Origin of the sequence: Bradyrhizobium icense (genome assembly GCF_001693385.1) — a bacterium.
Lineage (GTDB): Bacteria > Pseudomonadota > Alphaproteobacteria > Rhizobiales > Xanthobacteraceae > Bradyrhizobium > Bradyrhizobium icense.
In genome coordinates this window covers 1,770,478-1,790,477 of record NZ_CP016428.1, presented here as the reverse complement: position 1 = coordinate 1,790,477, position 20,000 = coordinate 1,770,478, and the positions used below count along the sequence as shown (strand labels likewise).

Genomic DNA, 20,000 nt, shown 5'->3' with positions numbered 1-20,000 from the left:
AAAGCCGTCTATTACAAATACCTCGCAGTGGACGAAGTAGAATTGAGGGCCCAGCAGATGGGGACGTTGCTCATTTAAGGTCCGCGACCACGGCGAGATCGGCTACGATAGCTCCTCTATTTGTTTCTTAGAAGTGAATGGACCTTGGCTGCGAGTTCTGGTGTCGGGCTTTTCGCCGCAAGTGAACAATTGTGTTCGATATGCCGCGCGCTAAACATCGATGTTATTACCACACCATCCGGATTGTTAGAGAACGCAAAATGCAACAAGAGATCCGCTACAATCTCCGTTGCATTGGGGTCGTACTCCTGAAGCCAGAACTTGAGAGTTTCTGATGCTCGGGACGACAGCATAGATATTTCGTTCGAGTTCTCTGTCCCGAATACGCCATGTGTGACAAACTGAGGTCGCCTATCGCTTGGCAGCTCAGAACGCATTCTAGCGGCGATGCCATTATGCGGTGCATCCTGAAACTGCGCATAGTCGACGCGGAGGTGTCTAGATACTGACGCGATAATGCTATCGGGCTGCCCGGCAACAGAAATTGCTCGGATAAGTCCGCGGTCCAGTAACCGCTCGAGCACATCAAAAATGCGTTTATCTGCTGCCTCCTCCGGCGTTGGCTCGTGAAGTGCCAAGACATCCACATGATCGGTCCGCAATGATCGTAGGCTCTGCAGAAGGGACGCTTCGATCAGGTCTGGATGAATGGCTGTACGGTGGGGAAACTTACGAGCGTGCCTTACAACCGAGCGTGCGGCCGGAATGCCCGACACGATAGTTCGCGCTAAAGGCCGTAAGAGGCGCTGTGACAAAGAAAGGCTAGGACGCGCAATGCCGACTTTGGTGCAAATAACAACTCTATCGCGCTGACCTTGCAGGCAACTGCCAAGCAGCTCCTCAGCCTGTCCATCCCCGTATGAAGGGGCAACGTCAAACCACCTCACGCCGTGTTCGAGAGCCATTTCTACGGCTCGGCGACCGTCGCTTGGCGAAATCCGAGAGCCAAGGGACGCACACCCGAAGCCTATTGCCGACACGTTGCGCTCCAGCGCTTTTGAATAGACCTGTCTCATGGAGCAAGACGATGTTTGCTGCCTCCCGCAATCCTTTCCCTGGCTATTTGGCTTGCGAGATGAGCCGACAATCTGAAACCCAGAGCCACCATGGGAAATGTTGGATTAGCTTGGCCGGTTGAAGAAAACACCGAACTGGACGCAATGTACAAATTTTCAAGATCGTGCGTGCGGCAATCAGTGTTCACAACACTTTGCTGAGGATCAAAGCCCATGCGTGTGCCTCCGATTTGATGAAAGCCATCCTTTGCCTGGCGAAGCACATGCTTGACGCGAGACCCCGCGCCGGGTTCACCGAATTCGAGATGGCCCAATCCTGATTGCCTCAAGGCCGTGTCAAGAATTGAATGAGCTCTGACGACGCTTTGTGCATCCGCTTCGCTAAACCGAAGCCGGACGCGCAAGTATGGCAAGCCAAATGCGTCAAATTTGGAGCTCAACATTACTCGCGACTTCGGATTTGGCGATTGCTCGGCATGGTAGTGAAGAGCGTATCGCCCGCGCTCGTTGAACAATAGAAAGCCTGGTTTCCTGGGAACGCTAAAGTATCTCTGATTCAGAATGCTTACAATGCTCGCCCACGTGGCTACAGGCTGCAACAAAATGTTTCTAAGGTGTTGAAACCACTGATAGGGTGCTGGGCCCAGGTGACTGATCCGTACGCCTTCCGATGCAAGAAAGCGTCCTAGGATCGGAGTTGCCAACGCGAGCCACGCAAGTGATAGCGCGCCGTTGCGATGGTCGGCAGAATGGAACGGCGGGTTGTCTGCATAAAGGGCGATATTGAGAAGCTCCTCGCGTCGTTGGACCTCCGGAGGAAATGTAAATCGCCTGCGCACGAAGACGCCCGAATCGAGGAAGTAGTCGTGGGCGGCAAAATGGGCGGGGTCGCTCAGGACCAAGTTGGCTATCTTGCCGGAAATATGGCCTGAATAATACCGTCCCAACGGTCCGTCAGGTCCTCCAAAGAGCTTTGGGAACTTGCTTTGCGTCCACAGCAGTAGACGTGTTGTTTCCAGACCGCCGCAAGCGAGAACGATGTATCTAGGCGAGATGGTGATCGATTTCTCCCGACTGCGAACGGTCAAGCGGCTGACGTGTCGAGCATCCTCCGAGACGTGAATTTCGGTTACGGTAGTTTCGGCCACTAATACAATGTCTTTCGAGTTGGCGAGGCGCTCGCGATGGCGCTTGCTTACATCCCTTTCAGGCGTCCATCGCTCTAGATCTTCAAATCGCACGCCTTCCAATCGCCCCCATGGCGGAATCGGCGCAATAAAGTCCGCGGGCGCAACACCAAAGAACTCGGCGGCACTATCATAGCAGATTGCCAATTCTGCATAAGAAATAGGCCAGCTCGCTTGTACGAAAGCTCGTTTCGCAAAATCCATTTCGTCGAGGGGCGTGCACCTGCCTCCCCACCATTTCGAGGCGCCACCAAGAGCACGGCAGATAGCCAGATGCGGGGCCGCATGCGTCTCCAAGTCAATGTCATGTCCGGTGCTGAGGCCAGCAAAAAACGGGTCGACCCTATCCTTTCCTGATTCCAGAAGGAGAACCGAGAGCCCACGCTCCTCGCAAGCAAGCGCAACCGCGATACCTGCCGGTCCACCGCCCACAACGCAGACGTCGCGGTTTGCAAGTGAAGCAAGATCGGAGAAATATCCGAACATTAGCTCGCCTTTGTTGCGCGAGAAGCGTGCGCCCAGCCAACCGTAAGGGCGGCGATGACAAACAGGGGCGTCCACGCTGGAGCAATCACGACGGCTCCCATGGTTTGCCCCATAAGTGTCGCCCCGAGCAGCACAAAACCAATTTCGCTCACGCCCAATTCCGCCAGCGCAAATGCCATGATGGCGACCACGATCGCGCCGCCGAGAATGCCAAATGAAATCCAAAACTGCCAAAACGAGTTTGTGAGCAGATGACTTGCCTTGCCCTCTCTGAAATTGAGGCCCATGCCCCGAACGCTGTCGACGTCCGCTGCGTCGATACCCGCGATCATGTTTTCGATGACGGGCGAGAACGCGTCCATCGCGTAAGGTGTCATTTCCGCGTCACCTCCCAATCCGAAGCCAAAGAACGGACTGGTGTCGGCCATGCTGGACGCAAGACGGTACGGTCCAATCTGACGAGAGTAGAAGCTGTCTCCCTTGACTATGTTCTCGATCAATCCTCCGAATTCGTCGGCGGCATGCATGAGCAGCGAGGTCGAGGCGATGACCACGATGAAGCAGGCAAGCAGTGATACCGATTTGATCAATCGCACGCCGGGATTAGGGCTTCTTCTCAATCGGTCAACGATCAACCCGATCACGCAGATGGTGACGGCATAGAATATGGTGGGCGAGCGAATTACAAAAACCGCAGATGCGGTTAGCAGTGAAGCGACAACAAGCCGTCTGATCCCAAACCTGTCCACATCGGCGAGAAGCCACCCGCACAGCGACAGGCCCCAGAAAATGCCTACGAGCGACGGTTCCGAAGCAAAGACACTTGGTCGCACGGCACCGTAGAGCGCCAAGTCTCGCGTCGTGTCGTCGTAATACTCCCGATGAATCACGGACCGGACTGCGTCGACAAACGGTCTCAGCCCGAAATAGACCTCCAATGTCGCGACTATCAGCATGAAGACGGCCACAGACAGGAACAGGCGGGAAATCGTTCGAGAGTGCAACGAAGATAATCCGAGAAAAAGTCCGTAGTTGGTGATGAGGGCCACGTATAGTTGGGCTAGTGAGAGCAGGCGACGCGACGGGTCGACCGCGTACGGGATCGACAAAGCGAAGAACGCCACGGTTGCCGTCAACAGAAGAAAGGCGGCGATGACAAACCCCGTCGAGAGCCGCCGCGATTCGAGACAGATCAGAGCGAAAGATGTTGCGAACGCCGCAACATAGGGGAACAGAAGACTTCCCGAGACCGAAAGATGGATGGACAGGAAGAGCGAGAGTAGCGCGGCAACGCATAACACTACGCGCAGATGTGTTCCGCCGAGACGACCGGTGGTTGTCGCGCGTGATGGCGCTCGAGCGTGCATGTGCCTTTCCGGCATACACTAAGTTGCACCGGATCGCGGGACGGCCGAACTGGTGCAAGAGAACCACGCGCCGCAAACCGGAAGGATCTCAGCCGCGATCCACTGCCTATAACGGAGGCGGTCGGTATCGGTTCCTTGAGCCCGATCAGCGTCCAGGGCGGCTTGCGCGTGAATGCAGGGATCGAAAACAGGCGATCGCGTTTTAGGGTCGGCTTAACGTCGGGTTCCACCAGTGTCCGCCGAGCCGGCTGGGGATGTTTGCAATGGAACTCTGGCGCCAGAACTCCGCGGCAACGGGCATTGAATGGCGACGTGGGATCCCGCCGTACTGCCCGCAATGACCGCGCGCCCGGCCAGACTATTGGTCGCGATGAGGTCGGCGTCAAACCGTTGGCCATGCTACCTCACGCGCTTCTGTTTGCATCAGAACTTTAGGCGTTGCCGGTGTTCCTGGATATACTACGCGACATCGACCTTGTCCGTAGGGAGACGGATTCGTCTGGTCATCATACGCTTCCACATCTTCGGAAGCTGCGGCCCGGGCATTGTGCTTGGATCGGCGCCGATGCCCGCTTGACGTCGGGCGATCCAAAATCCCCTCGCGCCGCCACGTTAAAGCGAGTTGAACCAGGGACCAGGAGATTGTCGTGAATTACGCAAATCCACTGTTGATCCAAATTCGATCACTCGCGCAGCAACTGCACATTCTTCCTCCAATAGTGAGAATCTACCGAAGACTTTTCAGCGAGGCCTATGAACAAAAGTTTCGTGACCTGCTTCTGACCAACATAAGGGAGGGCGATCTTGTCTGGGACGTGGGCGCGAACGTGGGCCTGTACACCAGGCTTTTTGCTGATCGCGTGGGTGGCAATGGGAAGGTCATTGCATTCGAACCGTCGCCTCGAGCCTTTGCGCAATTGCAGTCCTCGTTCGCAACTGAACCGAGTGTGATTTTGCAGGAAGTTGCCTTATCTGATTTCGATGGGCAGGCCGACTTCTTTGTAGCTGAGAGAGGCTCAACCGTCGCAGACAGCTTAGTTTTTCATTCTGGGAACAGCGCATCCATTCGAACATCGGTAAAACGTGGCGACTCAATGTGTTCCCTCAATGCACCGGCGATTATCAAAATTGATGTCGAAGGAGCTGAGCTCGAAGTGCTGAAGGGCATGACGGAAACGTTGCGGACCCCCGGATTACGCGGTGTATTTGTAGAAGTTCATTTTCTCGCTCTCGCGCAGCGCGGAATGCGAACTGCTCCGGTTGAAATTCAGAAGATTCTGCAGCACGCGGGTTTTGACGTGATCTGGACCGATGCTTCCCACATTGCGGGTCTAAGAAAATCGACGCTTAGATCAGCGCGACCTATAGCCTAATGATCAGCGCGATCTATAGCCTCATCGCCATCGCCAAGCTCAACGACATCGATGCCCAGAGTTGGCTCGCCAGCGTGGGCCGCCTGCCAGCTCCATCCGGCCAAGCTTATCCACGAACCAGCCCTGGAACTGGCGCCCTCAGAACATCGCTCACCCAAACAAGCAGTAGCGGCCCAAGGGCACCAAACCAGGGGCCGCCGCCGGATTCGTACATATTCGGGTGGACAATCACACCAGCGGCCGCGCCCTTCAGCACGTACACCCAAACAACTTAAGGACACTCGCTTGGCGGTCTGTATTGCGCGCCCTTAAGGGTAGCGTTCTTACCTACGTTGCGCGCGTCCTCATTTCTTTCTGGCTACCGCAATCATCGATTTCGCGAGCGCTGGAATACGGCCAACCCGAACGAATTCGATTGATCTGAGTCCCGTCTCCTCCAGGAGAGTTCTCAGCGTATTTACCGACCAGAACTTAGCATACCCATAGTCCATTAGAGGGTTGACGTGATTGTCAAAGCTTCCAATAGCAGCGATGGCCAGATTCTTGAAGTAGCCATGATATGGCGTGCTGATCATAGCATAGCCATCATCTCTAAGAAGCTCGCAAACGGCTCTGGAAAATGACCTCGGATCATGGACAAGCGGGATGACTTCAAGGCTCATGACGTACGAGAATGTTCCAAACTGTCCCTTAAGGTCATCGTGTGAAGATCCGATTCTTAGATCGAGATGGGGATAGTGCCGCTTGGCCATCGCGATGCCTTCGGTTGAAGGATCGACGCCTGCAACTCGGAATCCGAGTTTATGAATTTCGTTAGCCACTGATCCATTACCGCAGCCCAAGTCAAATAGCGATTTCTCCCGAACGCTTGAAGATGTGTTGTGCAAGATCTTCAGAATGGCGGGCAACAAGTAACGATGGGAAGCGTTCAGTGAGCCGCCGCTATATTTGAACTCTGAAATACCAACCACTGTACCCCTCCTTGTTGTGTAACCGGGGCTTATTCGACCTGCACAAGCGTGCAAGACGGCACTCTCAGTGCAAAGTTCGCATCATGATTCCGGCGGGAAACGAACTCCTAGAAAACAACGCCGATGCGCTCCAAGCTCTGTCTCGTCAACTTGGATGAAGTCAAGGAGCAGTTTGCGCTCACGGTTGGCAATTAAGAACGGCCTTTCCTTGTCCGTCAACAGCTACGTCGGAAACCTATCGCCTATGCCTGGCGTGTTCCAGGATACCGTGCCCTCCGCAATGCCGACGGCGAGCGAGATGATCTTGATGTGCTCGGCATCGGCCACCGCCGCGCGCCGGCGGTAGCCCGTGACAAACATTCACAAGACGCCGTCCCTACGTCGACCGCACCGGTGATCCGCATCCCGGCCCGTCTCCTCAACTTCGAGCCGCCCGATCTGGGAACTGTACTTATCACTGTCCAAAATTCTCAATATCGCGCTCACACCCGCAACGCGGCTGCTACCGGAAGGACACTCGGGCGCTGCACAAGACTTCGACGGCGCTCCAGCAGCCGTGTGCAGGAGCGGTTTCAGCTTGAGAAGGCGTTCTCGAAAGCGAAAGTTATAGCGCGGCGGGTTCCCCTGCTGACCGCGTTCGGTGCAAGAGCGGCTGTTGCGCTCGAATCGACTGAAAGAGATCAATTCATATGTATAAGGGAACCTTTTGTTACCCCATGCGTCGAACTGGCCATTGATGTACCGTCCACTCGACGGTCAATCGCGAAATTGGGGGGTGTCACAGGTAGTGGACATAAAATCCGCTCTGCATCCGTAGAGGCAAGGGCGGCGTGCTGACGCAATTTGGTAAGCAGTTTGGTAGGAAGTATGCAAACTGGATTTGCGTTCTCAAGATTCGCCGATCGCTTGGCAAGCATCGTCGAATTATCGCCCGGTGACCTTGAACTGCTTGCGAATATGCCGAGCAGCATTTGCCACTATGACTCTTGTCACCATGTCCTTAAGAAGGGCGATCACCCGAACCATTGCTGTTTACTGCTGCAGGGTTATCTTTGCTGGCAGGATGTCGACAACCACCACGGACAGATTACTTCAATTCACGTGCCGGGCGATGTGCCGGACCTCTACACGGTCTACGATCCTCGTATCGACTTCGATCTGGTCGCGCTCAGGCCAGCTGTGGTCGCATCCGTGCCGCACAGGTTCTTTCGCGAGGTTTCCGCGCTGTCGCCGTCGATATCGCGCGCGCTATTGTTCTTGCTGCTCACCGACGCCGCCGCCTCGCGCAACTGCATCGTCAACTTGGGAAGCCGGGATGCGCTGGCGCGCGTGGCGCACCTGCTATGTGAGGTCACAGCGCGCTTGCGCGCAGTTGGCCTAGCCAGGGATTTTCGGATTCCCTCACCCTTCATGCAGTCGGGCCTTGCCGCCGCCTGCGGCATTTCCGCGATTCATGCCAACCGGGTCATCCGGGACTTGCGCCGCGCCAATATTCTTCAGTGGCAATCAAAGACGATTACGATAACCAATTGGAATGAGCTGGTTCGTCTCGCCGGATTTGCCCCCGACTATCTGCGGCTACGCGGACAGGACTCTACTATCGACCCGCTTATCCGCGGACACAACGCCAACTTGACGCACCGAGTTGGCGGCCGATGATGTGTGAGCACTTCGGTCATGCTCTCCGCCCTAAGAGCCGATCGCGCGCATTCTCGATCACGGCTTGGCTCGAACTCAAGCAGCCCTTAAGATCGACCTACCTGATGCCAGCCTTGCTCTTAACAAGCGCTTCTCTTGTCGGGAACTCAGAACAAGGCTTTGATCCGCCGGTCCTCGTGCAAGCTTTCTTCTGCAAGCCGGAGCCAGGTCTCCCTATTGGGACCACCCTTGCCTGCTCGCATTTCACGACATCCTGCCGTTTGCCGACACTCACATTTGTCGCGAACTCGCCAGACCCAACGTTTGCAGTTGAAGAGGGCGTAACATCCGCGAAGGACGGCCCCCGGCTGATGGAAATCAACGATAGGAAATTGAGGACAAGCCTCCTCTTACCGGTGCGCCATTGCGAACAGCTAGAACGGGACGGAGATGCGTGTTCCAAGCCTACGTTTCGCCAAGTGGCGTCCTAAGCATTCTCGACCGGACGCAAGTCGCTTGTTGATCCTGTCCCAAAGCGCGAATGGATCGAAGCGGACGTCGTGTGGACATAGCTGTTAGAAGGCGCGAAAGGGAGGTTCTCCACATTCTCATCGAGTGCCAGAGTGAGCTACAGGATCCGATGGCGACGAGGCTCGGTGTCGCTTGCAACGGAATACCGTTGCAATTCCGAGCGAGATCGCGGTGGCGCATCTGTCACCGGCGGTCCCGGCCCCCCGACCCCAGCCAGTCGCTGGTCCGACCTTTGCCGTCGAGGCAACTCAGCGTCTCCGAGCCTCAGCCCGTGAAAAGCTCATGGCAGGCTCCTGAAGCAGTTTGGGCGAGTAGCTCGCCGCCTTGTCGATCACCCATCCCTACAACCGTTGCAGGACGAGCAGATAAAGCGCGGCTCTATTTTACTGCGGTGATCAGCAGGTATAAGCCATGCCGCTTCAACAATCTGCGGATCAGCCAGCGAGGCCATAGCTTCTTTGCGATGCTGAGCAGCGGACCGCGGTGTCGTCGGCCGACCTCACTCTGGAGCAGGTCGCCGTAGTTCACTTGTATAGCGATGCGAACGTCGGAAAATTGGTCAAACAGTTGGCGTGCTTCGTCGACGGTGTAGGCTTTGGTGCCCGGACTTTCCAGGAAATTCGCGTAGATGTATTCGAGTCCCAACCAAGGTCGCCATCGCATAAGGCCGTAGCGCATCCAGAGCATATAGCCGGTCAGCGACCATTTGTGATAGATCATGACCTTTGCGGTTCCACCGGGTCGTAGCACGCGGTGGGCCTCTCGAACCGCCTGCCGGGTATCTGGGGTGTGATGCATTACCCCCCATGAATAGACAATGTCGACGCAGCCGGAAGATAGCGGCAGACATTCACAGTCGGCCAATATTAGATTGGAATTTAAATTGAACAAATCGAACCGCTCGCGCGTGTAGGCAATGGAACGCCGGCTCAGGTCGGTGCCGAGCAGACGTCTCGGGCGCGCTCGCGCCCATTGTTGATGGTCGCATCCCATGCCGATGCCGATCTCGAGCACGACCCGATCCGCTGCGGCGGCGAAGTCGGCGAAAGCGGGTATGAAAGGTTCAAACTGATAACGCGACTTTTCCTCAGTAAGGAAGCGCAACTTCGCCTCCGATCCGACAGCCCAGAATTCGCCAGCGGAGCCTTGGTCCCAGAAGCTGCGAACGTCGCTCTTGAGCATTTCGGGTCCGCTCCTGGGGCTCTTGAGGTAGCGTCGTTACTTCAACAAAGCCGCCCGGACCGCGGCCATCGATTTCAATGATTGGAAAAGGAAATCGGCTAACACAGGCCCCTCCTCCGGATCGCAGTATTGGTTGAAGGTGCCCCGGAGAGCAAAGCCAAATTCTCCCAGCCGACGCAGTATTTCGTGAGCGAGCGCCTGACGCGCATACAACTCGACATAGCAGCATTCGACGTACAGATAATCAACGAGGGGCAGCACCTCACGACAGCCATTTATGACCTTCAGCTCATAGCCCTGGACATCAATTTTGAGCAAGCAGGGCGGACGTATGCGATCAAGAGGTAGAAAGTCGTCGAGACGGCCGACACGAACCGTTTCCTCTCCTGTTTCTCGCGAGCCGAATATCTGTGACTGCTTGTGCGCTTTCAGGATCGACGACGAGGCATGATGATCGTTGGCAAGGAACATTTTGGTGTCACCCAGAGCCTCGTCGATGCCTACCTGGAAAAGATGCACATTAGCGTCATTTGCAAATAGCGCGCGGAACTGTTCAGCAGGACGCTGAAGCGGCTCGAATGCATAAATGGTCGCCGCGGGGTAGAGACATCGGGCAAGCAGCGAAAATTGGCCTCTGTTGGCGCCGATGTCGAGCACCGTCCTTACGTTCAATCTCTGCAGCGCCAACTTGTGTTCGGTGGTCGGAGCTATCCCGTGTCGCAGTCCGCTCCAGTAACTCGGGTTTGATAGCACTTCCAGCAACTTGCCCATCTTCTTCAGCATGAATCCTGCCCCCGCTGTTGCCGTGCGAACAGCGCGCCGACAGGAGGACCGCGGGGCATGCGAGACACCCTCATGCGTGAAATTGACCGACGAATTCGCGCGCGACCGACCGCTCGGCGGTCACCGAGTTGATCTTCCCCAGCTAAATCGCACCGGGTCAGGGCCGAAAAGACCGCCGCAACTGGTGGTCGTCTCGTCAGGAGAGAGGCCAATGCATGTTCCTCCAAGGAATGCGGCGCAGTGGGAACACGCTAGGCGCCAACGAGTTCCAGGCAGCGCGCACAAAACGCAAGCGCTTGCTACCGCGCGATCGCTGTCACTCGGCGGCCCAGACCGTTCAGGCCTGGGGCCGAAGCCTGGTGTTGTGCCGTTCGCGGCCTCACTATCCAAACCCACCGAATTCCCGCAGCGAGTCCTCGAATGCCGCCCGCTCGCGAGACAGCCGCAGACCGACTTTTCGACGCGCAGCGAGCTTTGGCCGACCACGATGCCAGCTGGAGTAATCTCCGCAGATTTCGGAAGTCAGTCAGTCTGGCTGACGCGATTTTGCCGACTGAAATAGTGCAAGAAAAGCGGAACGTGCAGTATTGCACCAACCCCGTAGACCAGAACATACATTCCAATAAACAGCGGGAAAGACAATTCCCATAGGTAACTTACAAGAGCAACCGTGCCCAGCGCGGTCACCACGGTCACGTACAACTTTGCCATCGGTTCGAATAAACCCGAATTGATGAGTATTATCTCGAGCGTAAGCTGGAAGAGCTCCAAGAAGAGCATTGCCACCATCATCAACACGATCGCCTGGCTAATCTCCACCTTCCCGTTGAGGAGCACTGGAAAGATCCAATCCGACCCGGCTAACAAGCAAATTGCTCCAACCAGGAAGATGACGAACTGAAAGGCCAAGACCATCCCAACCGACGACATCAAATCTCGCGTTCTGCCCTCGTGCACTGCCCGTGTCTGCATTGGCAGGAAAGCATCTGCGGCCACTCGGTATGCCGTCGCGCCAAAACGTCCGACCTTGTAAAACGTATCAAATACTACCAGGGCATCCCTGGGAAATGACATGGCAGGAATTATGAAATATGGGAAGACGTAGATGGTGAATGCACTCACGTTGAAGGCAGCGACGGCCTTCACGCTGGCCAGCCGATCACGATATAGACGAACGACGGCTGCGGCGATCGAGCCTTTGCCGGCGCCGAATTCGCCCAATAAGCGGCGACCGTAAAATGCCGCGATCATAAAGCAAGCCCCCCAAACAACGTTTACCGCGATCAGATATTCTCCGACCTCAAGCCGCGCCAAAAGCGCTATCAAGAATGCGGTCACCAGCAAGTGGCGCGTCAACTCGAGGACTTCGAAAGGGACATAAAGGTCGACGGCATTCGCGGTGGTCCTCACTATGTTCCACGGCAACAGCAGCAGCCAAAACAGCAAGTACAGGATGAGATTCAGCGGCCTACCATGGTTATCAATGACGTTCGCTATAATCAGTGCACCGACGACGAAAAGCACGAGCAGAACTACCGCGCCAAATGTAAACAGCGCCGCCAACGCCTCTTCCAAAGCTGTCCCCAGATGCTCGCCATCCAAATACGCCTTCCGCATACTAACGTAGATAAGATTTGAACAGCCTAGATCGGCTAAACTCGAATAAGCGCCTATAGCAGAAATCAAAATGTACGCGGCAAACACATCTGGTGAGAGGGTCCGCAGGAAGACGTACGTGGTGAGAATTCCAAACGCGAGTTGGAAAACGGTATTGGATGCCTTTAATGTGAGATACGTATAAATGTTCATCTTTACATTCCGGCTCGCGTTTGCCGACGATGCGCACAATCGAAAAATAACCGCAACGTCCATGCACATCCGCGGCATACTGCTCGCCGACCGCTAGTCGTGGTGAGCAGATTCCTGTCCGCGGTTGCGACCAGTCATGCCTGAACGGGCGACCGACCCTTTCGCATGAATGGAACTATATTGGCGGCTAAAGGTTCATTATAGTCCAAATGCTCCTGACCAAGCAGTGTCGCCTGGAGCGTAGTCGTGTGGATAATCACTTGCATCTACTGCCGTTTAGAATTCACCACCATTGGGCACCCCCCGATCATCGGTGAGCGTCGGATGCTTCGTTCATACGCTGGCGGCCTACCCAAAGAAGGCTGGTCGAATCCTTTGAGCGTCCCCGTCGTTCGCGCCGTTCGAGGGCGCCGCGCCGAGCGCTTACGCTTGCGAAGGTTGCCGTTGGCGTGATTTTCGAGCTTGACCAGATATCGGCCACGGAGCTGCCTGCCTGTGACATCGTTGTTGTCGGCGGCGGTCCGATCGGAATTGTTGTAGCCGTTCAGCTTGCGCGATCCGGGCACGAGGTGGTTGTGCTCGAAGCCGGCGGAAGAACGGTCGACCCGGTCGCACAACAACTGAACGTCGGAATCAATGACGGGCATCCTCACAATGGACTGTCGCATGCCCGCATTCGCGTACTCGGCGGAAACAGTATTGTCTGGGGCGGAACGTTACTGCCTTACACCCCGATCGATTTCGCGCACCGAGAATGGGTCGAGAACAGCGGATGGCCGCTGAAGCTCCAAGACATAGCGTCCTATTATGACCGTGCGGCCGACTTCCTCGGGGTCAAGCCTGGTATCGACTGCGACGGAGATGTCTGGAAACAGGCCCGCGCTGCCGCGCCGGTGTTTGATGACGCGATCGAAGTTGTGCTCACGCGATCCCTGCGCGAGAGAAATCTGGCGCGACTATTTCGGAACGAGCTTACGAGCCGTTCGAATCTAAAGCTGTTGCTTCATGCGATCGTCACCGATCTCGTATTTGACAAGGCGACAAATTACGTAAAGACGGCCGTGATCAAATCGATCACTGGGCGGCAAGCTCGAGTGTCGGCCCAGCATTTCGTGATCGCTTGCGGGACTATCGAGGCCACCCGGCTCTTGCTGAGTTCCGCGCAGAACGATCGAGAAGCTCCCTGGGGCCACAACAGGTGGCTCGGATGTTGTTTCCAGGATCATCTGGAAATCAGTGCAGCCCGGCTAGTTCGCAAGAGAACCGAGAGCTTCGACAACCTCTTTGACTCCATCCTGCTTGCCGGCCACAAGTACCAACCCAAATTGCGCTTGGCAGAGCGTGTGCAAAAGGCCGAAAAGCTGCTCAACATCAGCGGTGTTTTGCAGTTTGACTCCTCGTTGCAGCACCACATCGATAACGTAAAGCTATTCGTCTCGTCAGTGTTACGCGGAGCCGTCCCGCCGAACCTCAGAACGATCCCAAGTCATAGCCTGGCCTTGGTCAAGATCTGGGGTCCGCTGATCCGCCGCTATTTTCGAGAGCACAGGATTTTCAATCATTCTGATCGGGGCATTCGACTGCTGATAAATTGCGAGCAGGTGCCCCTCCGCGAAAGTGCGATCAGGTTGGATAGTGAGCGACGTGATTGCCTCGGGATGCCCGGGGTGCGCCTCGATTGGAGGATTGATGGGCGGGAGATCCATACGATAGCCCGGTTCTGCGAGATTGTTCGGGATGCCTTGACGAGGATGGGGATTGCGGACATGCAGCTTCATCCGAAGATCGCTGCGCGCGACATTTCGATACTGGACGAATGCGTCGATAGTTATCACCAATGCGGGGGGCTGCGGATGGCGCCGACCTTCGATGGCGGGGTCGTAGATCCCGAACTTCGGGTCCACGGTACCGCCAACCTTCATGTTGCGGGTGCGGCCACCTTTCCCACGTCAGGATATGCAAATTGCACCTATACCGCCCTAGCGCTTGCACTTCGCTTGTGTGACCGGCTGACGAGTTACCGAAATGCATAAGGTCAAGATACCCGCTTCGGCTGCTGAAGTCTGCCGGATAGGATTGGGCGGCGGAGGATTGATCGGCGGCGCAAGCCTACGGGAGAGCATCGCGGTGTTCGAAGCAGCTTACGAAGCGGGAATTAGATACGTCGATGTCGCGCCGCTTTACGGGCTTGCCGAAAATGTCGTTGGCGATCTTGTTCACTCGCATCGTGACGACTTCATCCTGGCCACGAAGGTCGGAATTGCCCGGCCCAAGCTCCCCGGTCTGTTTTCATTGGTGCGCAAGACCTTGCGCCCCGTCGCGCTGCGGCTGCCGGCGGTCAAGCAGTTCGCCCTACGCCAGGCACAGGCTCTCGCAACGACCGGGCTGTTCCATCCCGACCAAGTCCGCTCCTCCCTCGAGGACAGCCTGCGAAGGCTGAAGACCGAATGGGTCGACGTCCTGCTGTTACACGAGCCTACGACCGGCGATATGACGCCTGAACTGCTCGGAGAGTTAGATCGACTTGTATCCTCGGGAACGGTTCGTCTGTTAGGTACCGGGACGCAGGAACCTGCCGAACGCTCGATTCGCTACGGGGATGTCTGGCAGCATCGCTACGCGCCAGGTGATGCTCTGCCTGCCGACAACTTGGAGTTGCGTGTGGTTCATGGCGTGCTGCGTTATGGTCTCCCGCTGTTGCAAACTGCGATTGCCACCAGGTTCGCAACGGCAAGTGCTCTTTCCAGCCGTTATGGATACGACTTCTTTGATTCCGAGGCCCACCCGGCCATCTTGGCAACGCTGGCACTGGCTGCGGATCCGCGTTCGGTACTTCTCGTTTCATCCCGTCACGCGGCGCGGATAGAGCGTTGCGTCGCTCAGATTAATTGGTCGATTGCGTGCGGCGACACTCCTGACTATGTCGACAACGTCGTTGCATTCCTGAGCAGCGAAAGTGCCGCAGGGGCTAACGCATGCTGAATGCTGGTGTACAGCCGGTTGCTTCGACCGACTGCCGATGAGGGTTAAGGTGCGGACGCGGTACGTCGCGCGAGACGACGCGGTCCCACTTTTGGAAACACTCCAGGGCTAACCGCGTCAGCGCGTGGCACCCGACTGTTGTGCGGAGCCGAAATGCCTTGAAAGATCACGCGGTCGCTGCGAGACCACGGGAAGCCATCGCCAACATCTCAGATTCAAGTTCGGAAAACAGCTTCTCCCATGTCCAATAGCGCTGGATATACTCGCGTGCGCTCTTTCCTAGAGCCGCCCGCATCTCAGGATTGCGCAGAAGCGCGACGACAGCATCGGCAAATGCCTCGGCACCGGCGGCTTCGAGGAGGTGCGTTCCGGAAATTGCATGAATCCCCTCATTGGCCACCGGCGTTGTTACGACCGCCTTGCCGCAGGCCATGTACTCGATCAACTTGTTCTGCATGCCGGCCCCAATCTGCATAGGATTGATGCAGACTGTCGCGCGCGCAATGTCTTCTGCAGGATCAGGAACTTCGCCGGTCACTGTAATTGCGCGGTCGTGAGCAGCAAGGCGGACGACCTCGCGCGCCGGCCGGCGACCGACAATGAGGAGATGCGTGCCCGGGATCTCCGCTCGTATGCGGGGCCAGCAGTTTTTGGCAAACCAGGTGATAGCGTGAACGTTGGTGTTGGTCCCCATTACGCCGGAGAAGACCAGCGTGGCTGGATCGGCGTCGATGTCTGGACGAGGCCGGAATCGGCTCGTATCAACACCGTGCGGAGAGAGAATGTAATTGCTTATCTCTGGCAGCGACCTTTCGCGACAGGCCAGGCGGATTTCTTCCGCGTCTCTCTCGCTAATGAGGACCGTCCTGAAGAAGTCGCGCCATATATTGGCCTCGTAGCGACGTACCAGGCCCTGCTCCACCGCATATATGATCTTGTCTCGCAGCCTGCCGGAGTCCTTCGCAAGCCGCCGCGTATTCAGTGACTGCGACAGCTGCATGCCAAGTATCGTGGGAGGGCGGCCTAGTTCGGGTTCCGCCCCAGCGGGGCAGACCGCGCGGAGCGCTTCGGCGCTGCGGATGTAATAGGCGTAGGCGACATCGTATTCCCTGAGGGAGATGGCTTGCTGGACGGCACGGATATGAGCGCGATTGGTAAACCATCCGACCTGCATCGGTTTGCCGACTGCGACAGCCCGGATTAGCCCGAGAATGCTGCGCGCCATGGGTTGTCGGAACACAAGAAGTTGGCGACAGCGCTGATCCAGCCATGCCCTCTGCTCAGGCGTCGGCTTCTCTCCCGTGTCCAGCGTGAATAGGTCTAAGGAGTGACCGCGCGCGGCCAAGTACGAAATCAGGTGCGCGACGGTCAATTGATCTGCACGGGTCATCGGCAACGGCAACCGGCTGCACACAAGAGCAATTCTCAGCCGATGGGGCGCTGGCAGAACATTCATGGATGAGGGCAACGTTGTGTTGGGTGCCATGTTCTCCACCATTTGAACTCCACGGCGGAGGCTATATTGCAGCCAACGTCCGCAGCATTTACAAACCTCGCCAACCCCAGCCGCCAATGAATTGCCTACAAGCGATAGAGATTAAGAACCTGCTTGCCGGTCGGCAGTTTGATGCCAGGCATCGCCTTTCCGAGGACGATGAGGTCCGCCTTTGCCGCCGCGCGCCCGAAATCGGTGACCAGAAGTCCCGGCAGTCGCGCCAAATTCGCGCGTACAAACGCCAGGTTGGCACCGATGAGTTGCTCCGGCTTGAGGTCCGGTTCGAACAAAGACAGATCGTATCCTTCCTCGAGCAGAGTCGCGGCCAGTTCAACCAGCGGACTTTCGCGCAGATCGTCCGTATCGGGCTTGAACGTAAGCCCCAACTGCAGGATGCGTGATCCCTTCGGCGCGCGCGCTAGAACCAAGCGCGCTACAAACGACTTGTGAGCTGTATTGCTGGCGATCACACTGTGCAGGAGCGGCACGTTCACTCCGTGCTTTCGCCCAAATGCGCCGAGAGCACGAACGTCCTTGGGAAGACAGGATCCGCCGAACGCATTGCCCGGTCGCAGGTAGTAAGAGGAGACGTTGAGTTTGGTGTCCGACAAGAAGATGCGTGTTACGTCTTGCGGGTTAACGGCGGCAGCGAGCGCCAATCTCGCAATCTCATTGGCAAAGGAGACTTTGAGTGCGTGGAAATAGTTGTCCACGTACTTGACCATCTCCGCCACGGCAAACGGCACTTTGAATACGGGCGCATCGATCCCATCGTAGATGCCATACAGCTCCTGTGCTGCGCCAGGAAATCGCTCGCCGACGACAATTTTCGGAGGGTTGAAATAGTCTGCAATAGCGGTCGATTCCCGCATAAACTCCGGATTGTAGACTGGCTCATAACGATGACCGGGTGGCTCTCCTGCCGCTTCACTCAACTTGGGCACGACTACCGCGTCCATGGTGCCAGGCAGCATTGTCGATCGGAAAAGGCACAGCAGCGGCCGGCATTGGGATGATCGATGCCGGACGGCCATACCAATTTCCTCCGCAACCGAAGAGACGTAAGACAGTTCGAGCGAGCCGTCCCCGCAGCTCGGAGTTCCGACGCACGCGACCACGACGTCCGCGTCCGCAAGCGCACTGCCAAGCGTCGTTGCAGCGGTTAGTCGACTTTCAGCTCTAGCCCTCGCAAAGATTTCGTGTATCCCGGCTTCCTTCACGGGAGAACGACCCGCGTTAGCGATCTCTACTTTTTGAGAGTTTACGTCAACGCCGACCACTGTGGCGCCCTTGCGTAACATGCAAGCTGCAACCGTCACGCCTACGTATCCTAGCCCGCAGACGACGATTTTCATGGCGAATGCCCTCGGCAGTGTGCAAGCAAGGTCCTTGCTATGGCGCAAGCTTCAATAAGCCTTGCCGGTGCTCGTTCGCCCCAGGTCCACAACGTCGCCGCGACCGACCCATCGCAGTCCGCTGATGGATGTATGAATACGCTGTGCGCAGATTGCGCCTCACCGAATTTCGGCCACCATTTGGCGCTCTCGATATGCGGTGCTTTTCCTATGAGGACGCCGAGGCTTACCTGCACTCCGCCAGCTGCAAATGCGCTGGACGGCAACGCTGACCACGTCCCCGGTACCAGGAATCGAACGCCTGCACGTGCGGATCCAACACCGCGCCAGACGTCGACGATGAGCAAAGCGCACCCGGGCCACAGTCCAACCCAGCGCGCCACATCAACCCCTGCCGGACGAAAGCCATTTTGATATCCGGCCGCCCACAATGGCGCCACACCCCCGAGCGTCGGATTCTCTAGAGGACGTGCTGACCCTCGACGTCCGACACGGAATGACCCCCAAAACTCGATCGGCTCGGTGTCGATGACGTGCGGTCCGTTATGACGGGAAGAGGATCGGCAATCGTCCCGCGCAGAGCCCTGTGAGTATGTTGGCACACCGGGGTCCACAAGGAACCGCTTGCCGGCGATCGAAAGTTCAACGCTGAGAAAATCTGCATGAGCGTGCCCCGGATTGGAATCAGGACCACAGGGGCCGCAGTCGAAAATGACGGCGTCGTTCTGACCGGCCAGTCGAATGTATCCGGTTTCCGGCAACGCGAGCCGCCCGTCCGCCGGCGGCGGTGCAAGTTCGATCGCCGATGGAGCCTCGCCGATCCATGAATCGTTGAACAGGCCTATGTCGCCGTCCGGATGGCACATGACGCCAAGGGCCGACTGCATCGCTGAAATGGTTGCTTCCAGCCAAGGGGGATCAGCCGGCGTGCTGGCCGCCTTCAACGTTCGGAGGTCGACCAGGCACAGTGCGTGATACATCGGCGATCTTTCGGCGTGGCCGCCATCGCTCAGCACGACCTGATCCAGGGTCTGTCGTATTGCGCGCTCCAAGAATTCCAAGCGAGGCGTGTTCTGCCCGAGGGCCGCGCGATACATCGACAGCGCCACGTAGTTCTTCAATAGATGATTGAACTGGAGGTCTCGCTCCAGATTGCACAGGACGAATGCAGCGCAGAACTTTGCGTGTCCGAGCAAAGCCTTGAGGTCATCGGACTGGCGCCCGCCCGCAGCACGCAAGAGTGCGTGTCCCGCAAGCAGGTTTATCAGACGGTGACTTGCAGAATACGGATGCCAAACGTCTCGGAATACACCCGGCACATCCCACTGGTTCTGGGCCACGAGGCTATCGATTGCCCGACGTATCATGGCTACGTCGCTCGCAGCGCCTCGGGCGAGGAGCGGCACCGTCCAACCCAGATACGACAACGTCATCCGCCAAAGACGATTGTTGCCCTCGCCCATTTCGATGCGCCACGCGATGCGATCGATCCCGCCAAAATCTATCGTCCTGCCGAGAAAGCGGAATCTCCCTTCTGCGATCTCCGCGAGGTGCGCGCCGTAAAGGCAATTCTGCATGTGAAGAACATGCTTTGCTGCGTGAAGCAGCGGATCGCGAAATTCTGGATCAGGAAGCTCTCGGGCTGTTTTTTTAACCCATCTATGGAAAAGCGTGGGAAACTTCCCGGCCATTGCCCACTGCCCGCGCGTCCGTACGCGATAATACAACTGCTCTGCACTCAGATGTCGCACCGTTCTGATGATGC

General features: G+C 56.9%; 15 protein-coding genes. 4 read left to right on the top strand and 11 right to left on the bottom strand.

What is annotated here, in order from left to right; translation table 11 throughout:
- Positions 1 to 116: 116 nt before the first annotated feature.
- Genes LMTR13_RS38820 through LMTR13_RS08460 form a run of 3 tightly spaced genes read right to left on the bottom strand, consistent with a single transcriptional unit; the run spans position 117 to position 4,116 of the window.
- Positions 117 to 1,076 carry an aldo/keto reductase gene (locus tag LMTR13_RS38820; protein WP_083218905.1) on the bottom strand — a complete coding sequence of 320 codons (960 nt, stop codon included), beginning with the start codon at positions 1,074 to 1,076 and terminating at the stop codon, positions 117 to 119.
- Positions 1,073 to 2,749, bottom strand: a complete 1,677-nt coding sequence (locus LMTR13_RS38815; protein WP_083218904.1) for a GMC oxidoreductase — start codon at positions 2,747 to 2,749, stop codon at positions 1,073 to 1,075. The genes LMTR13_RS38820 and LMTR13_RS38815 overlap by 4 nt, the downstream gene beginning before the upstream one ends.
- Positions 2,749 to 4,116, bottom strand: coding sequence for a hypothetical protein (locus tag LMTR13_RS08460; RefSeq protein ID WP_156795497.1), 1,368 nt, complete (start codon positions 4,114 to 4,116; stop codon positions 2,749 to 2,751). Before LMTR13_RS08460 ends, LMTR13_RS38815 begins: the two co-directional genes overlap by 1 nt.
- 647 nt (positions 4,117 to 4,763) lie before the next feature.
- On the opposite strand from LMTR13_RS08460, the gene LMTR13_RS08455 reads away from it, so the two are divergent.
- Positions 4,764 to 5,489, top strand: coding sequence for an FkbM family methyltransferase (locus LMTR13_RS08455; protein ID WP_197521043.1), 726 nt, complete (start codon positions 4,764 to 4,766; stop codon positions 5,487 to 5,489).
- Between the two features lie 344 nt (positions 5,490 to 5,833).
- Here LMTR13_RS08455 and LMTR13_RS08450 read toward each other — a convergent pair whose 3' ends face one another.
- Positions 5,834 to 6,460 carry a class I SAM-dependent methyltransferase gene (locus LMTR13_RS08450; RefSeq protein ID WP_065727485.1) on the bottom strand — a complete coding sequence of 209 codons (627 nt, stop codon included), beginning with the start codon at positions 6,458 to 6,460 and terminating at the stop codon, positions 5,834 to 5,836.
- A gap of 222 nt (positions 6,461 to 6,682) precedes the next feature.
- Positions 6,683 to 6,820, bottom strand: coding sequence for a hypothetical protein (locus LMTR13_RS40425; RefSeq protein WP_156795496.1), 138 nt, complete (start codon positions 6,818 to 6,820; stop codon positions 6,683 to 6,685).
- A 546-nt stretch (positions 6,821 to 7,366) separates the two neighbouring features.
- Between LMTR13_RS40425 and LMTR13_RS08445 the strand changes: the two genes are divergently transcribed.
- Positions 7,367 to 8,119, top strand: coding sequence for a Crp/Fnr family transcriptional regulator (locus LMTR13_RS08445; protein WP_236843306.1), 753 nt, complete (start codon positions 7,367 to 7,369; stop codon positions 8,117 to 8,119).
- Between the two features lie 888 nt (positions 8,120 to 9,007).
- Here LMTR13_RS08445 and LMTR13_RS08440 read toward each other — a convergent pair.
- The 3 genes from LMTR13_RS08440 to LMTR13_RS08430 all read right to left on the bottom strand — a co-directional run bounded on the left by LMTR13_RS08440 (position 9,008) and on the right by LMTR13_RS08430 (position 12,403).
- Complete coding sequence (locus LMTR13_RS08440; protein ID WP_065727483.1) at positions 9,008 to 9,811, bottom strand: class I SAM-dependent methyltransferase; 804 nt, start codon at positions 9,809 to 9,811, stop codon at positions 9,008 to 9,010.
- Positions 9,812 to 9,847: 36 nt separating this feature from the next.
- A complete protein-coding gene (locus LMTR13_RS08435) occupies positions 9,848 to 10,594 on the bottom strand; it encodes an FkbM family methyltransferase (protein WP_083218900.1) in 747 nt (248 codons plus the stop codon).
- Between the two features lie 522 nt (positions 10,595 to 11,116).
- A complete protein-coding gene (locus LMTR13_RS08430) occupies positions 11,117 to 12,403 on the bottom strand; it encodes a hypothetical protein (RefSeq protein ID WP_065727482.1) in 1,287 nt (428 codons plus the stop codon).
- A 449-nt stretch (positions 12,404 to 12,852) separates the two neighbouring features.
- On the opposite strand from LMTR13_RS08430, the gene LMTR13_RS08425 reads away from it, so the two are divergent.
- Positions 12,853 to 14,436 carry a GMC oxidoreductase gene (locus tag LMTR13_RS08425; protein ID WP_065727481.1) on the top strand — a complete coding sequence of 528 codons (1,584 nt, stop codon included), beginning with the start codon at positions 12,853 to 12,855 and terminating at the stop codon, positions 14,434 to 14,436.
- Positions 14,429 to 15,385, top strand: a complete 957-nt coding sequence (locus LMTR13_RS08420) for an aldo/keto reductase (RefSeq protein WP_083218898.1) — start codon at positions 14,429 to 14,431, stop codon at positions 15,383 to 15,385. The genes LMTR13_RS08425 and LMTR13_RS08420 overlap by 8 nt, the downstream gene beginning before the upstream one ends.
- A gap of 166 nt (positions 15,386 to 15,551) precedes the next feature.
- On the opposite strand, the gene LMTR13_RS08415 is transcribed toward LMTR13_RS08420, so the two are convergent.
- From LMTR13_RS08415 to LMTR13_RS08405, 3 genes are all read right to left on the bottom strand, one after another.
- On the bottom strand, positions 15,552 to 16,883 hold the full coding sequence (locus LMTR13_RS08415) for a glycosyltransferase family 4 protein (protein WP_083218896.1): 1,332 nt from the start codon (positions 16,881 to 16,883) through the stop codon (positions 15,552 to 15,554).
- Between the two features lie 83 nt (positions 16,884 to 16,966).
- Positions 16,967 to 18,235: a nucleotide sugar dehydrogenase gene (locus LMTR13_RS08410; protein ID WP_065727479.1), complete on the bottom strand. Its 1,269-nt coding sequence runs from the start codon at positions 18,233 to 18,235 to the stop codon at positions 16,967 to 16,969.
- Positions 18,232 to 19,926, bottom strand: coding sequence for a heparinase II/III family protein (locus tag LMTR13_RS08405; RefSeq protein ID WP_197521042.1), 1,695 nt, complete (start codon positions 19,924 to 19,926; stop codon positions 18,232 to 18,234). Before LMTR13_RS08405 ends, LMTR13_RS08410 begins: the two co-directional genes overlap by 4 nt.
- Between the last annotated feature and the right edge of the window lie 74 nt (positions 19,927 to 20,000).

What these genes read in the sequence shown, in the direction of transcription:
- LMTR13_RS08405 (WP_197521042.1), bottom strand. Translation starts at nt 19,926, where the DNA reads ATGGCCGGGAAGTTTCCCACGCTTTTCCATAGATGGGTTAAAAAAACA.
- LMTR13_RS08420 (WP_083218898.1), top strand. Translation starts at nt 14,429, where the DNA reads ATGCATAAGGTCAAGATACCCGCTTCGGCTGCTGAAGTCTGCCGGATA.
- LMTR13_RS40425 (WP_156795496.1), bottom strand. Translation starts at nt 6,820, where the DNA reads ATGTTTGTCACGGGCTACCGCCGGCGCGCGGCGGTGGCCGATGCCGAG.
- LMTR13_RS08435 (WP_083218900.1), bottom strand. Translation starts at nt 10,594, where the DNA reads ATGCTGAAGAAGATGGGCAAGTTGCTGGAAGTGCTATCAAACCCGAGT.
- LMTR13_RS08430 (WP_065727482.1), bottom strand. Translation starts at nt 12,403, where the DNA reads ATGAACATTTATACGTATCTCACATTAAAGGCATCCAATACCGTTTTC.
- LMTR13_RS08440 (WP_065727483.1), bottom strand. Translation starts at nt 9,811, where the DNA reads ATGCTCAAGAGCGACGTTCGCAGCTTCTGGGACCAAGGCTCCGCTGGC.
- LMTR13_RS38820 (WP_083218905.1), bottom strand. Translation starts at nt 1,076, where the DNA reads ATGAGACAGGTCTATTCAAAAGCGCTGGAGCGCAACGTGTCGGCAATA.
- LMTR13_RS38815 (WP_083218904.1), bottom strand. Translation starts at nt 2,749, where the DNA reads ATGTTCGGATATTTCTCCGATCTTGCTTCACTTGCAAACCGCGACGTC.
- LMTR13_RS08460 (WP_156795497.1), bottom strand. Translation starts at nt 4,116, where the DNA reads ATGCACGCTCGAGCGCCATCACGCGCGACAACCACCGGTCGTCTCGGC.
- LMTR13_RS08410 (WP_065727479.1), bottom strand. Translation starts at nt 18,235, where the DNA reads ATGAAAATCGTCGTCTGCGGGCTAGGATACGTAGGCGTGACGGTTGCA.
- LMTR13_RS08415 (WP_083218896.1), bottom strand. Translation starts at nt 16,883, where the DNA reads ATGGTGGAGAACATGGCACCCAACACAACGTTGCCCTCATCCATGAAT.